The 14,850-nt window shown below is 47.4% G+C and carries 10 protein-coding genes; all 10 read right to left on the bottom strand.

Annotation, left to right across the window (positions count from 1 at the left end; all coding sequences use genetic code 11):
• Positions 1 to 52: 52 nt before the first annotated feature.
• The 10 genes from glgA to argA all read right to left on the bottom strand — a co-directional run bounded on the left by glgA (position 53) and on the right by argA (position 14,831).
• Complete coding sequence (gene glgA / locus CRN95_RS10135; protein ID WP_097020798.1) at positions 53 to 1,285, bottom strand: glycogen synthase; 1,233 nt, start codon at positions 1,283 to 1,285, stop codon at positions 53 to 55.
• Positions 1,286 to 1,504: 219 nt separating this feature from the next.
• Positions 1,505 to 2,824 carry an esterase gene (locus CRN95_RS10130; protein ID WP_097020797.1) on the bottom strand — a complete coding sequence of 440 codons (1,320 nt, stop codon included), beginning with the start codon at positions 2,822 to 2,824 and terminating at the stop codon, positions 1,505 to 1,507.
• 295 nt (positions 2,825 to 3,119) lie between these two features.
• Positions 3,120 to 4,301 (bottom strand): esterase, encoded by a 1,182-nt coding sequence (locus tag CRN95_RS10125; RefSeq protein WP_097020796.1) that lies wholly within the window; start codon positions 4,299 to 4,301, stop codon positions 3,120 to 3,122.
• A gap of 151 nt (positions 4,302 to 4,452) precedes the next feature.
• Entirely contained in the window at positions 4,453 to 5,022 is a 570-nt protein-coding gene (folE, locus tag CRN95_RS10120) for a GTP cyclohydrolase I FolE (protein WP_088630981.1), read from the bottom strand.
• Positions 5,023 to 5,042: 20 nt separating this feature from the next.
• The gene (locus CRN95_RS10115; RefSeq protein ID WP_097020795.1) at positions 5,043 to 7,613 is read right to left on the bottom strand and encodes an InlB B-repeat-containing protein; all 2,571 of its coding nucleotides are present in this window, start codon (positions 7,611 to 7,613) and stop codon (positions 5,043 to 5,045) included.
• 44 nt (positions 7,614 to 7,657) lie between these two features.
• Positions 7,658 to 8,248 (bottom strand): nitroreductase, encoded by a 591-nt coding sequence (locus tag CRN95_RS10110; protein WP_097020794.1) that lies wholly within the window; start codon positions 8,246 to 8,248, stop codon positions 7,658 to 7,660.
• Between the two features lie 2 nt (positions 8,249 to 8,250).
• Positions 8,251 to 9,861 carry a hypothetical protein gene (locus tag CRN95_RS10105; protein WP_097020793.1) on the bottom strand — a complete coding sequence of 537 codons (1,611 nt, stop codon included), beginning with the start codon at positions 9,859 to 9,861 and terminating at the stop codon, positions 8,251 to 8,253.
• Between the two features lies 1 nt (position 9,862).
• Complete coding sequence (locus tag CRN95_RS10100; RefSeq protein WP_097020792.1) at positions 9,863 to 11,656, bottom strand: hypothetical protein; 1,794 nt, start codon at positions 11,654 to 11,656, stop codon at positions 9,863 to 9,865.
• Between the two features lie 8 nt (positions 11,657 to 11,664).
• The gene (locus tag CRN95_RS10095; RefSeq protein ID WP_145993983.1) at positions 11,665 to 13,359 is read right to left on the bottom strand and encodes a hypothetical protein; all 1,695 of its coding nucleotides are present in this window, start codon (positions 13,357 to 13,359) and stop codon (positions 11,665 to 11,667) included.
• Between the two features lie 113 nt (positions 13,360 to 13,472).
• Positions 13,473 to 14,831, bottom strand: a complete 1,359-nt coding sequence (argA, locus tag CRN95_RS10090; RefSeq protein ID WP_088630987.1) for an amino-acid N-acetyltransferase — start codon at positions 14,829 to 14,831, stop codon at positions 13,473 to 13,475.
• Positions 14,832 to 14,850: the final 19 nt, after the last annotated feature.

Here is a 14,850-nt window from a genome sequence, read left to right as displayed (position 1 = left end):
TCACCTTTTTTCGCTTTACTGGCGATGCCGGAATAAATCCGGAATGACAACATTAAACGCGTTTGCCTTCACGCTTGTAGCGTTCGATGCATTCCTGATAGAAGTCGAATGTCTGCTTGGCAATCGTCTTCCAGCTGAACACGTCAATGGCGCGCTTGCGGCTGACTTCGCCCATCTTCTTTGCAAGTTCCGGATTCTCAAGAATCTTGTTGAGCTTGTTCGCAAAGTCCGTCTGGAAAGCCTTCGGGTCTGCCGGTTCAAAAATCTTTTCGGAAACCGGCTTGAGCGGCACGAGGTAACCCGTTTCGCCATCGACGATGATTTCCGGAATACCACCAACAGCGCTGCCCACAACAGGCGTTCCGCAGCTCATGGCTTCGAGATTGATGATGCCGAACGGTTCATAAAGAGACGGCGTTGCAAACACGGTTGCATGGCTGTAGAGCACGCGAAGTTCCGTATGCGGCACAGCATCCTGAATCCACACGACTCCATCACGTGTCTTCTGGACTTCTTCAATCAAGCGCTTGCATTCGTCGGCAAGTTCCTGCGTATCCGGCGCACCGGCGCAAAGCACTACCTGGGCGTTCTTATCGATTTGCGGGATAGCCTGAATGAGCTGGCTGATGCCCTTCTGGCGCGTAATGCGGCCCACAAAAAGCACGAACGGTCGCTTCGGATCCACGCCCCACTTCTTCAAGATTTCTTCGTCAAACGTCGGCTTGTAAAAGTCCGGATCAATACCATTGTAGATAACCTTCACACGATCTTCCGGCACGCCGTAAAGCTTCATCACATCGCGCTTCATGCCCTCGCTCACTGCAATCACGCCGTCTGCGGCTTCGTAAGCGGTGCGTTCAATCCAGCAGCTCATGTTATAGCCGCCGTCACCGAGCTGTTCCGCTTTCCACGGACGGTGCGGTTCGAGCGAGTGCGTCGTCAAAATCAGCGGGCACTGCAAAAGGCGACTTGCGACCACGCCACCGAAATGGCTGTACCACGTATGGCAATGAATCACATCGATATCCTTAAGCGAGGACATCCACTGCAAATTAATATCAAGCGGCTTCAAGATTTTCTTGAAACGTTCATCAGCCGGATTATGTTCTAGCTTCTGGCTAAAACCAATGGCTCGGATATTGTCTGCATCGTCATTCTGCGCACCAAAGCAACGTGCTTCGATGTGGCAGAGCTTGGAAAGTTCTTGGCTCAAGAACTTGACGTGGATACCTGCACCGCCATAGATTTCTGGCGGAAACTCATTAGTAAGGATAGCAGCGTTCATAATACAGCAAACAGTGTTTAGTGGACAGGGGTTAAGTGAATGCCCGCAAACTGTTCTCGTGAATAATTATAAAAAATTGTATATGGAGATGCCCGCTCGGAGGCGGGCATGACAATAATATTTGCGAGCATGACAATAATATCCGCGGGCATGACAAGCATAAAACAAACACCTCGACCATAAAGATCGAGGCGCTTGGTGTTTGGAGTGTTTAAGAGATTAGAAGTTCTTGCACTGGGTCTTCCATTTTCCCTGCTTACCGATGATGTTGCCATCAATATACTTGCCACTATTGCCTACGAAATCCGCCTTGCGGAAGTCTTCACCACCGAGGTGCCAACGCATCCAAGCAACGGTTGCCGCCATGCCGTCCCAAGAGCCGGAACCATGACCATAACCACCTTCGCCGTTACGCGGGCCACCCGTCATTTCAATCAGGCAGGCGGGAGCCTTGACATCGCGATTGTTGTAGTCATTCTTGGCATTATCCTTTTCCATGCCGACTTCACCGAACAGGATCGCAATCGATCGATCCGTTGCAACATTCTTTGCACCGGCACCACCCCAGTCACCGCTGTTGTTGAGGAACGCCGTGAGCACGCGCTTATCCTTGATAACGGCCTGTTCGGATTCGAGACCGCCCATGGAGTGCCCGGAGCAACCGACAACATTCATGTCAAGCTTGTCGTAAAGCGGGCTATTGCGGTCCTTGTTCTGCCGATCCATCCAGTCAAGAGCATTGATCGCCTGGGATGCATTACCCGGAGATTCCTTAAGCGCAATCACCACAAAGCCATGCGACGCAAGCCTGCGAATCATGCCCTCGTATGCACTCGGTGCAGTACCGCCACCTGGTCCCCATACGACAATACCATGCTTCTGGTCCTTGGAAAGCTGTTCCGGATAGGCAAGAATGCCAGCGCCATCCCAACCAGTATTCGTCTTGTAGACAACCCTCATCAGGTCCTTTTCTTCTTCCTTGCCTTCGGCAAGGAAAATACCCTTTGGCTTTGCAGCTTCGCTCGAGCTAGATTCGACCTTCTTTTCGGAGCTAGAGGAGCTTACAGCAGGAGCACTCACCGAGCTGGAACTTACAGCCGGTGCGGTAGCAGAGCTCGATGCCGGAGCGTCACCGCAGGCGTTCGGCAAGCTAGAAGCCAAGCACTTGTCATCGGAGCTAGAGCTTGCAGCAACATCAGCAGAGGATTCTGCGCCCGAAGCCACTGCACTGCTGGATCCTGCCTGCGGCCCAACATCCGCACTGGAACCCGGAACAGTTGCACTGGAGCCAGCTTCAACAGAAGCGCTGGAACCTGGCAGAATTGCATCGTTATTCTGCTGAACAGCACTAGAGCTAGAAATTTCTGTGCCAGCAGTACCCTGAGAATCAGAGCTCGTGCCCGGCTGAACTTCTTCAGCAGAGCTAGACGAGATCGTGTTAGAGTAGTCACCCATTGCAGATGTGACAGCATCGTCACCGCAATTCAGGAAGACCAATGAACTGGCCAACACCACAGTTTTTAAGAGTTTAGATTTCATATTGTTCTCCTATTTTTCCCATAACCCGTATAGAAAGTACCTTATAATTTCATCGAAATTTCACGTTTCGAACAAAGTCCCGTGGATAAAAAATCCAAAGTGCATAATCTCAGTCTATAAGAAAACGCAGTCGTAATTCAAGACGTGTAAGGAGACGCCCGTCTGCGCGGGCATGACAGCAAAGTTCGCGCTTGCCGATACAATAGATAACCGAGAAACCCGCGGGCATGACACTGTAAAGAAAACGTCTCGATCGAAATGACCGAGACGCTTGGTTGTTGGAGTGTGGAAATGATTAGAAATTCTTACATTGGGTTTTCCATTTGCCCTGCTTACCGATGATGCTCCCATCGATATACTTGCCGGTCGTACCCACAAAATCGGCCTGACGTTCGTTTTCGCCACCGAGCTGCCAGCGCATCCAGGCAATCGTTGCCGCCATGCCGTCCCAAGATCCGGAACCGTGACCGTAACCGCCTTCGGAATTGTTCTTCGGACCGCCCGTCATTTCGATCAGGCAAGACTTGATATCCGTTGCCGTTTCGTAATCCTTGATGGCGTTCGGCTTTTCCATGCCGACTTCGCCATAGAGCACTGCGGCCGTCTTTTCTTTCGGGAAATTCTTGATGACACCGCCATTCTTGTCACCGCTATTGTTGAGGAATGCGGTAAACACGCGCTTGTCCTTGATAGCAGCCTGTTCCGATTCCAAGCCACCCATCGAATGCCCGGAGCAACCGACCTTCGTCAATTCAAGCTTCTGGTAGAACGGGTCGTTGGAATCCTTGTTCTTGTTTTCGAGCCAGTCAATCGCCTTGGTCGCCTGCGTTGCATCGCCCGGAGAAACGCTCAAGGCAATCACGACAAAACCATGCGAAGCGAGTCTGCGAATCATACCTTCGTATGCGCCCGGTTCTGTACCACCGCCCGGCCCCCACACGACAACGCCGTGCTTCTGGTCGCTGGAAAGCTGTTCCGGATAAGCTAAAATACCCTTATTATCCCAACCCGTATTTGTCTTGTAAACGACCTTCAGCTGGTCCTTTTCTTCTTCCTTGCCGCTCGCGAGGAAGATGCCCTTCGGGGCTTCGGCACTGGAGCTGGATTCCACCTTTGCAGAGCTAGATTCCGGAGATTTCTCAGAACTGGAACTCGACTGCGCCACGGAAGAACTTGAGGCCACGTCGCTTGAGCTAGACAGCACATCAGAGGAGCTGCTCGGAGCATCCGCGGAACTAGCCGGAGCTACATCGGAACTCGATGCAGGCGCAATTTCGGAGCTAGACGTCGGCGCAATCTCGCTAGAAGAGCTTTCGACAGGCGCCACTTCAGAGCTAGAACTTTCAGCCGTGGCTTCTATGCTTGATGAAGAAATATCGCCAGTAGACGATAACGGAGAAGTTGCAGAATCGTCCCCGCAGTTGATAAAGGCAATGGCACTTGCCAAAATCACACCCTTAAAAATCTTTGATTTCATTTTAGGCACTCCTTTTTTACCAAGACCTTAATCCCATCCTTCAATAAAATACCCCCAAAAAAGCCCCGTGATCAAAATCACAGGGCACGTTTCGTTGACAAAAAGTCCAAAGCTAAAAAAGGAGATTCCCGCTCGGAGGCGGGAATGACAACTAACGCGGGGCGTAGATGCGGGACATGAATTCGGCGCGAGTCTTTTCGTCCGTCTTGAAGCGTCCGAGGAGCTGCGTCGTGACCATCATGGCTCCCGGCTTTTTCACACCGCGCATTGTCATGCACATGTGCGAGGCTTCGAGAACCACGGCAACGCCCTTCGGCTGGAGCACTTTCTGGATGAGTTCCGCAATCTGGCGCGTCATGCGTTCCTGAATCTGCGGGAAGCGGGCATAAAATTCCACAACGCGCGGGATTTTCGAAAGACCGACTACGCAATCACCCGGGATGTAGGCCACGTGAGCCTTGCCCGTAAACGGCAGAAAATGGTGTTCGCACATGCTCGCGAACTCGATATCCGGCACGATGATCATTTCGTCGTACTTTTCGTGGAAACGCGTCTTGAGGATGTCTTCGGCCTTCATTTCGCCCGTAAGGCTTGTCATGAGCTCAGCGTACATCTTAGCAACACGCTTCGGCGTATCGATAAGGCCTTCACGGTTCGGGTCTTCGCCCATGCCTTCCAGAATCATCCGGAAGCCGTCTTCCATTTTCTTAAAATCCATCATGGGTTAAAAGATAGCAAAAATCAGCGAATCGTAACAGCCCTGGTCTCGTTCCCGTAGCGGATGAAGAAGCGGCCCAGTTTCGGCAATTCTACAGCCATCGAAGGCTCAGTCGTCAAACGTTGCAAAACACGGCCCTGCACATCCATCACAAGGAGCGGGCGACCTGCAACAAGCCCAGAGAACGCCAAGCGTTTCCCGTGAACATCCATTTGCCAGCCACTCTTTACAGCGACACTCGGAAGAGCCATGCGATCCCCTGTAATCCGGAGGCTGTCTATATAGCCATAACGCATAGTATACGTGTTCTTAACCGTAACACCCGTTACTGTATTTTCGCCCCACACTTCATCAAATAATCCTCCATAATATTCTTCATTGCCACAATAATCATCCACCAATAAACCCGAAATAGAATGACCGTTCCCAGCAAACGTTCCTTCAAAAATCCCAAATGGTTTCCAGTTAAAGTAAACCATACTGTCAAGTTCATCTACAAATTTCTTCGGCACATTTTCATTAACGACAATATCGTTCTGGAGGGAGGCGCATGTTTCATAACCACTCATCCCCTCTATTCCTCCATTGACGAGTTCAGCAAGCCAATACAGTTCTTCCTTAGTCGTAATAAGATAGCACCCCTTCGAATTCTTTTTCGGTTTTTGCGGGACCGGAATCCATTCTGCGTACAAAGTATAATTTTTTGCTTTATCTATTTTTCGATTCACAGAATACCCGAGTGGACTGTTACCCCAATACAAGAATTTTGCACCCTCTCGTGTCGGTTCCTTAAAGACAAAGCCAGTATCAAGAACCGTAAACCGAGTTGGATTTTCTGGATCATTGACACCTCCGTTCAAATGGTACGTTATCGTGTAATCCAGCATTTTCCACTTGGCATGCACCGTAACATCTTCTGTATTCCCGGCAGGAACTTCCGTAATCTTATTCGTAAAGAGGGTATCCGTATACCAGCCCTCAAATTCATACCCGTCGCGCGAAGCTCTCTCAAATACAAATGTCGAAGAATCCGCAGACCACGGGAACATCAGATTTTCGTATTCGAGATTCCCTTTATAGCGATTGCCGCCATTCAAGTCGATATTGATGGTAAAGTAACTTTTCCACTTGGCGTAAAGCGTCCAGTCGCCATAAAGGCTAGTATTTATGGAATCGACCTTTCGCGTAAAGCGTTCATCTGTAAACCAGCCTTCGAATTCGTCGCCATCCCGCACAGCATTTTGTAATGCGAACGCCTTGTCATTTTTCGTATAGCTATGCGGATTCAACTCACTATTCTCGCCGCCATTCAGCACATAGTGTATTCCGTATTGAACGTTATAAAGGCGAGGGAACTCATCGGAGCCCACTTCTTGGACCCAGCTAGAACCGTTTTCGCCTGCCGAAAGTTTTTCCAAAGCCGTTCCATCTGCAAACTGCGCCTTGCTAAGCGATACCGCCTTCGAGACCGTCGTATCCTTGGAATCTAGGCATAAAGCGTTCTCCACTTCAAAAACGCGTTTGCTTCCGTTGCAGGCAAAGCCCTCTTTCTGCACAATGCAATCCGGAGACTTGCTTTTCAGCTCACCTGCGAAATAAACATTTTTCAAGATGGCGGCATCCATTTCCGAAATGATTCCACTAGCACGCGCACCTTCAACAAGCCCCGTGCTGTACGCGTTTTCAACAAAGACAACATTTGATGAATCAATATTTTTTGCCGTCAATGCAGAAGCACGGGAAATCATCGCCGTCGGGCACTCATCGCCCAAAATATTGACTTCACCAATCAAACCACCGGCCATATCTGCAGAACGGACTGTCGCATTCGAATAAACATTCTTCAGCTGCATCGGACCTACAATACGGCCCGCAATGCCGCCCACTAAATCGCCCGTAAAGTAAGAATCCTCTATGCCCAAATTCCTTACATAGCTAATATCGTGAATCCAAGAATAACGATTGCCAACAAATTCAAACAAACCGTTTTCACCAACTAGCCCAGATATCTTGAACCCGTTACCTTCAAATACACCATAGAATCCAATCGGAATCCACGATACATAACCCTCTAACGATAGATTTCCATTTTCGTCCAGAACCTTTTTATTTACGACAATATCATTCTGGAGCGAAATACAACCATCAAAATAATAACGGTGTTCTCTAGAATAATCACCAATCTGCTTGGAAACAGAAGCAATGCCGTAAAGTTCTTCGGCGGTATGGATAAGGTAGCAGCCGCGTTCATCTTGTTTCGGGGTTACAGGAACAAGCCCCCATCTCGCCTCTACAGTGAAACTACCGAGACCATAAGCAACCGTAGACGTCCAATTCCCTTGGATCCTCGCAAAATCTATGAAAGTAGAGAGCGTATCCGATTTAGGAACAACATACCACCCTAAAAATTCATAGCCCTCGCGGGAAGGGTCCTTCAATTCCAGCTTGGATTCCCAACCCGATGCATAACTCGTCGGGTTGTCCGGATGATTTGTACCCCCATTCAAGTTGTACTTGATGGTATAGGCATTTGCCGAAATGGCCGTCACAAGCAATACAACTGCAAAAGCGGGCACTCTACAAATTGCAATCATCAGACACCTCCCTTATTAAGAGTTATGCATCAAAACATTTTATTTTACACAAACACGACTTCGTTGCCTGTGCGGGGTGTTTCCGCGCGGTTCGGGAGTCCCGATTCCGTATCGGCATAGCCAATCGCAACAGAAGCGTAAACGCGTTCATCTTCCTTAAGGCCAAGGCCGCGCAAGTACGCGAGAAGCGTCGGATCTTCGTTCAGCCACTTGAGCTGATTGATATAGCAACTGCCAAGATCGAGCTCATTGGCGGCAAGCATCATGTTTTCGACAGCGCAGGCGACATCGGCCATGTTATTGCCGTATTCCTTCTTGTTCGCAACCACGATAAGCACAGGCGCCGTATAGCAGAAAGAATAATTGCCCTTGCGCGAAAGCGTGATGGAGTTCTTGAGGCTCTTGTAAAGGTCTTCGCGGAGTTCCATCGCTGCAAATGCAGACTGCACAAGTTCCTTGAGCTTTGCGATGACCGACGCATCCGAAATCACAAAGAAGTGATTACCTTGTGCGTTACCGCCCGTGGGGCCAAACTGCCCCGCTTCTGCGATGGCCTTCAACTTTTCGATTTCAACAGGCTGAGCCTTGAACTTGCGCGTGCTGCGACGCGTCTTGATAGCTTCAAAAGTATTCATATTTATTCCTCTGTAACTTCAGTCCATTTTTCATTACTGCAATAGTAATTACGGCCTTCATATTCCTTGTAAGTATTTCGATTGTCGCTATTGCACGGAACACCATTTGCCTCAAGAGGTGTACAGCGTTCCCATTCTTTTCCACCAAAAGTCCTGCACTTGTAATAATCGCCGTTGGGCATTTTAGCATAATCCGTTATATTGGAATTGTTGTCGCAAATTCCCATGTAATACGAGAGCGAATCCACCATACGCCACTTGTTTCCATCGCATCTCAGCATAATGCTATCCAGCATCTGCTTTTCATTGTAATGATCACGGCATACCCCAAAGCGAATCGACGCCATTACATTTACCGACAGCGAATCTATTTCAGTCGTTTCATAGTCTTCCTTTACCTTAGACCAGCCACAAGCCTCATCGCTTTTACAAGAACAGACATAAAGCGAATCGTTAAAAGAACCCACAAAGCCATAACTATCCCTATCCCTTCGACATGTGAGGTAATATTTAAGATTCATGATGGTATCAATATCATCCAACTTTTCCCAGCCAAGCTTTGCAACACCGCAATAGTAGGCGCTTGCATTCCACTCCATCAGCTCGAATCTAGAATACGAACAAGTTCCAATCGTATCTTCAAGCAGTGTACGCAATCGCCAGCCTTCACGAGTACCAGTAATGTTTGCTTTTTCATAAATAAGCATTCTTCCATTATACTCGCTCGATTTATTTTTTATTTGCACAGAGTCGCGATTTGCCCACGATGCATCAAGCCCGTACGCCCACTCAAAAAATGTGGTATCGATAAAGCGCAAACAACTTGACGTATCACGAGTTTTACTTTCAAAAGGATAAAGCTGCGTAGAATCAGACTGCAATTTAAACGTCGAGAGCCAAGCATCAGCGGCACGCGCTTTTATAGATTCACTGATTGTACCTTTTTTAGCAAAGGATTCCCGGAATTCCTTATAATCACTGTAGAAAGCACTATCCGAAATTTCATGACGACAGACTACATACGGCAACATGTCATAAAGTCCCGGATCTCCCCAATAATTCCGATCCCTGAAAGGATTGTATTTCGGGCCGTCTAAGCTCACACCCAATTCTTTTTCCAGTTCCTCATAAGCCTTCGTTTCGGCTTCGTCAAAGCTGAATTTTTCCTTTTGCACCAGCGTTTCAATACGTCCAGAAATCAACGCGCCATAGAATTGCAAATTCACATTATAATCCTGGGAACGCAAACGGGCATACTGAGAAAATTCCATTTTAGATTTTTTCTCAGACGGGAAAACAAGTACAAACTTCAAATACGGGTATTCATAATCCTGTTCAGGAATAGAAAAAGCAAACGAGCCACGTTCCCTTGATTCCGGCGAGACTTCAAAAGAATCCTTCGGGTTCAGCGATGCATCGGCAACGACAATTCGAACGGATTCGGGCTTCATGGTAGGCATGTATTCCACCACCCCGGACAAGAGCGCAGGAGAATACCGATTCCCAAATTCATCGGTTCGATAAAGGAATTCTTCTTCACTATCCGTACTAGAACAAGCCATCAAGCCAAACATGGCTAAAAGCAACGCCGCAATACTTTTTTGACAATTCATTTTACTTTTCCTTCGATTCCTTGTTCAACAGCCAGACGTAGTAATCACCAGCAACCTTGCGACATACAAAAGATTCGTCGCCATACGTTTTCACGTCTGATTCATGGCTTTCATCACACGGATCGTCATTTAAAACCGGAGCATAAACCGATTCCTCAGGAGATTCTTTCCAGGCCTGCCCATCGCAATAGTAATACTTGCCGTCATACTTTTTATAGACCGAAGCATTCCAGTTCCAGCAATCGTCGCCATGGCCCGACGGAACAGAAATCGGCGCCCACCCGTCGCTGGTACACTTATAGTATTCGCCACTAGGTAATTTTTCAATCGCGTTACGGTTATTGTACGTGCAACTACCGATGTAGTACGAAAGAGAATCTATTACCATCCATCTCTTCGCGTAGCACTGAACATATAGGCTATCCAGTTTCTTCTTTTCGCCGATGTTAACATCACAAATTCCGAAACGCTCCGCCCCTTCGATGCTGACCGCCTCAAAATCTTCAAGACTATCTTTCTTAACCTTTTCGACTTTTTCCCAGAAATAATTGTAATCCTTGTGGTGGCAAACAAGCAACGTGTCCTTATAACTTAAAACATAAGCAAACGAATATGAACTACATTCGCCTAGCTTATACTTCAGAATGGAATCTCGTTCAGTCAGCTTTTCCCACTTGCGTGTATTCTCCCTGCACAAATAGCTTGCTTTACCATGTTCAGTATATTTTTGAGAATGGTAGCGACATAGTCCAAGAGAATCTTCTTCCTTCGACTGTACGCGCCATCCCGTATAAACAGAAGCTCCACGAACATATTCATAAGCAAAGCTTCTTCCGTAATATTCGCTGGATCGGTCATTAATCACCACAGAATAATCTGTCGTGCTGTCCTTTTTCATGACTTCGTAATCTAATCCATAAGTATCAAGATCATAGACCTCTTTAAAGAAGTTCAAATTCATCGCATACAGCCCGGCAGCGGTATCGCGAGAAATACTCTTGAACAAATAAACGTATTCGCTATCCGATGGCACCTCAAATGTAGAGAAGAAAGCGTCAGCAGCACGCACTTCTATAGAAGCATCGACTTTTCCATTTCGGGCAAAGACATCCCTGTATTCCTTAAAGTCCCTATAGAAAACGCTATCCGAAATTTCGTGCCTCAAAATCAAATACGGCCATACGTCGTTATAACTTTCTATCCCGTACTTAATGGTATTTGCGTTAAAGCGATTAGTCATGTCAAAAGACTGGCGCAAAGATTTTTTCAATTCTTCGTACGCCGTCGTTTCGGCATCGTTAAAACTATAGTTCTTTTCACGCATCAAGGTTTCGATGCGTCCCGCCGCCAAAGCGCCATACAAATTCAATCTTATATTGGAATTGCGGTTCGATATGCGTACATACTGCGAAAATTCCATCTTCGATTTTTTATTTAGCGGGAAGACTAGAACCAGCTTGACGTATGGAACTTCGTAATCGTTAGAGCCTACATAAAAATCATTATAATACGATATGTAATCTCTCGAAGTATAGCTATACGAATAAACCGAATCCGCCGCAATTTCAAAGGAATCTTTCGGGTTCAGTTTACTATCGACCTTTACAACCCGAAGTTTTTCAGATTTCATTGTCGGCAAATATTCTATGGAACCACCCAATGTCGCTGGAGAATACCGCGAGCCATCGTCATCGTAGCGGTAAAGGACTTCGTCATCATCTCCATCATTCACACTTGAACATGCTGCAAAGCAAAGCAGCACAGGCAGCGTTAAAGCAAACTTCTTGAAATTCATATGCCCTCCTAATCTCCTCTTGTTATAGAACAGACGCCCACTTCTACAGACTCGTCAATTTCTTCTTTACTTATTTTACGCCATTTATAATAGCCGTTGTCGACATCACAAATGAAATAATCACCTTTACATTCCAAGGTCATTTTATCTTCGGCCTGCTTTATAAAGCACTTGTCACCATAATACGCCGGCGCGGGGATTTCGGCCCATTTATTGTTATACGCATCGTATTCGCCAAAATTTTTGCAGGCGTAATACTTCCCTGAATGTTCACCCGTATAGTTAGAGTCACTGCAATTGCCCAGATAATAATCCAAAGAATCCATCAAGCGCCAGCGATCCCAAGAACAGTACACAAACAGGTCATCCATTTTTCTCTCGCTTACTGTGGTTTTTGTACACTGGCCAAACTGTTGCGTCGCCTTGGCGTTAATGTAATTGGCATATAAAGAATCCCCCTCGTCAAAAGACTGGCCAAAATACTTATCCGACCAAGCGCAACTCTCTGAATTCATGCATTCGCAAACAAACAGGGAATCCCACAGATAAGCCATAAATCCGTGCTTGATATAATAGCCGCCACATTTTCCATAAACCGCATCCAAGAGCGTATCACGAACCGTCAACTTTTCCCATGTGGCTGAGTTCTTCAAGCAGCGATAATAAGCATCACCATTTTGGGCAACCGAATCCTTGTTACTCATGCATACGCCAATGGAATCTTCCAAAAGCGATTGTAGGCGCCAGCCACCCATTGCAGCATCATAAATAAGCGTACGGCCATCATACATGCTGTTTTTATTTTCAATGGTAACAAACTTATCGGTTCTTCGATTCCAGTCATCCAAAGTGATTGAGAGATTCACTCCATAAGCATGTTCCAGAAATTCAGGACTTAGGTACTTCACACCCACATCACTATCTCTTGTGTTACTCTTAAAAAACGTTCTCCCATCCATATCAGAAGAAACAAAAGTCGAAAGCCACACATCAGCGGCATCTACAATCAACGATTCATTGACATAGCCATTCTTGGCAAACGATTTATAAAAGTCCTGGTACGTACTATAGAACTCTTTGTCCGAAATTTCATGATGGCAATAAATATACAGCGACATACCACCCAGCTGGGACCTATTGTATCCCATGTCACGAGCTTCCGCCGATGTTGAAAAAACATCATCCAGCGAATAATTAAGCGACTTTTTCAGCTCACTCACCGCCTGAGACCACGCCTGCTCAAAATCGAGTCCCTTTTCACGCACCAAGGTTTCAACACGGCCCGTTATCATAGAATTCGCAAAAGAAAGTTCCTTGTGGTCATTGTACTCCTGCAAGCGAACATATTGCGGGAACTCCATTTTCGACTTTGAGTCCAACGGAAATACCGTTACGATTTTTGCATACGGTTGCTGGTAATCGTGCCGTGGCACCCAAAAAGAATAACTCCCCGAGTACGTACTTAGAGTTAATTCTGCATCTACAGAATCCAAAGGATTCAATTTTTCATCGACGTTTATCACCCTCATGCTTTCAGGAATCATGGTTTTCAGGAAATACACTTGCCCGTTCATTTCTGTAGGAGAATACTGGACGCCATTTTCATCGACGCGAGATAGCACGTCTTCGCTAACGCTATCGGAACAAGCCACAAAGCCCATTAAAGCCGACAGCAACAAGATAGCTGCTTTTACCAGTCTCATTTCTTTTCTCCCTATTTTTTATAAATATACAAACTATATTTAGAACAGAGTATATAAAAAAGAAAATCCGGCCTAAAGGCCGGATGAAATGCATGAAGCGAGATGCACACGGATTATTTATCCAGCGGGAGCATCAAGATTCTGGACTTGCGCTTTTTGTTGTAGTGGTCACGCTTGGAAGGCGGCAGCTCGTCAACCGTACCATCTTCAAATCCGAGCTGGTAGAACCAATCGAGAGCCTGGGTCGTAAGCAAGAACAACTTCTTGTAGCCCTTCATGCGGCCAAGCGAAATCAGGTGGCGCACAATCGCATCGCCAATGCCCGACTTACGGTAGTTCGCACCGACAGCAATGCCTGCAACTTCGGCCATTCCATTTTCAAACGCATGGAGCGCACCGCAACCGTGAACGCTATTGTCAATGCTATAGACAACGTAGTCGTCCAATTTTTCGGAAATAGATTCCTGCGTACGCGGCACAAGGTAACCCTTCGCGATATAGTCCTGCATGATGCGCAAGATATCCGGGATGTCTTCGATGGTCGCCGGACGGATACTGGAGTACTGGTTTGCGTACACCATGGTACCATCACCACGGGCCGAGAACACTTCCTGCAGCACGCTGCCCTGGAATTCACCGCTCAACAGGTGAACACGGTTCGCACCCGCTTCGCATGCATGGATGGCATTCATCAGGTAATCCATCTGCGCAAAGTCAAGCACATCGGAGTTGAGTTCCAAAAGTTCCTTCGCCTGGTCCACGTCCATTGCCGAAATGAGCCCGTTGTCCGTCGGTTCCAGGTGCTTCGTATTCTTGCCCGTTACAAGACCTTCGAGCTTGATGCCGCTTTCACTTCCGATAAAGAACAGCTTCCCGACTTTAAGGTACTTGCAAAGTTCGGTAGCAAGTTCCGTACTCGAAATATTGTAGGCGTGTCCAATCTTGTTCCAGCCAATCGGCGGGATGATCGGCACGAACTTCTCGTTCATGAGCTGTTCGAGCAAGTCGCGCTGGATACGCTCGATGCGGCCGGTACGCATGTAGTCGACACCGTTAATCACACCCATGCTGCGGGCCAAAATCCAGTTGCCCTGAATGCCACTGAGGCCGCTTGCCGTGAGGTGGCTCATGATGCGCTGTGCCACACCCAAGGAAGCCTGTTCCACAAGCGGGAGCGCTTCTTCGTTCGTGAGTCTTACGCCGTTATGAAATTCTGTCTCAAGGTCCCAGGCCTTGAGCTGAGCGTCGATGCTATTTCGCGTGCCCGGCACGATAATGATTCGGATACCCGCCTTATGCAAAAGGGCGATATCGCGCATCAGCACGGGGAACATCGGATGGTCCATCAGGCTATCGTCAATTTTCAGGACGAAAAGTTGGTCCTTGAACCTATCCATGTAGCCAAACACTTCCCGGATGAATCCGGCAACTTCGAAGTGCTGAGAATAAAAATCGGACGCTGCGTTATTCATGTGCTAAAAAGTAGCAACA

This window comes from Fibrobacter sp. UWB16 (genome assembly GCF_900215325.1).
In the GTDB taxonomy this organism is placed as follows: Bacteria; Fibrobacterota; Fibrobacteria; order Fibrobacterales; family Fibrobacteraceae; genus Fibrobacter.
This window is presented reverse-complemented; position numbering and strand designations above follow the sequence as displayed.

Excerpts from the sequence above, each read along its gene's own strand:
- glgA (WP_097020798.1), bottom strand. The coding sequence starts at position 1,285 with ATGAACGCTGCTATCCTTACTAATGAGTTTCCGCCAGAAATCTATGGC.
- CRN95_RS10130 (WP_097020797.1), bottom strand. The coding sequence starts at position 2,824 with ATGAAATCTAAACTCTTAAAAACTGTGGTGTTGGCCAGTTCATTGGTC.
- CRN95_RS10125 (WP_097020796.1), bottom strand. The coding sequence starts at position 4,301 with ATGAAATCAAAGATTTTTAAGGGTGTGATTTTGGCAAGTGCCATTGCC.
- folE (WP_088630981.1), bottom strand. The coding sequence starts at position 5,022 with ATGATGGATTTTAAGAAAATGGAAGACGGCTTCCGGATGATTCTGGAA.
- CRN95_RS10115 (WP_097020795.1), bottom strand. The coding sequence starts at position 7,613 with ATGATTGCAATTTGTAGAGTGCCCGCTTTTGCAGTTGTATTGCTTGTG.
- CRN95_RS10110 (WP_097020794.1), bottom strand. The coding sequence starts at position 8,248 with ATGAATACTTTTGAAGCTATCAAGACGCGTCGCAGCACGCGCAAGTTC.
- CRN95_RS10105 (WP_097020793.1), bottom strand. The coding sequence starts at position 9,861 with ATGAATTGTCAAAAAAGTATTGCGGCGTTGCTTTTAGCCATGTTTGGC.
- CRN95_RS10100 (WP_097020792.1), bottom strand. The coding sequence starts at position 11,656 with ATGAATTTCAAGAAGTTTGCTTTAACGCTGCCTGTGCTGCTTTGCTTT.
- CRN95_RS10095 (WP_145993983.1), bottom strand. The coding sequence starts at position 13,359 with ATGAGACTGGTAAAAGCAGCTATCTTGTTGCTGTCGGCTTTAATGGGC.
- argA (WP_088630987.1), bottom strand. The coding sequence starts at position 14,831 with ATGAATAACGCAGCGTCCGATTTTTATTCTCAGCACTTCGAAGTTGCC.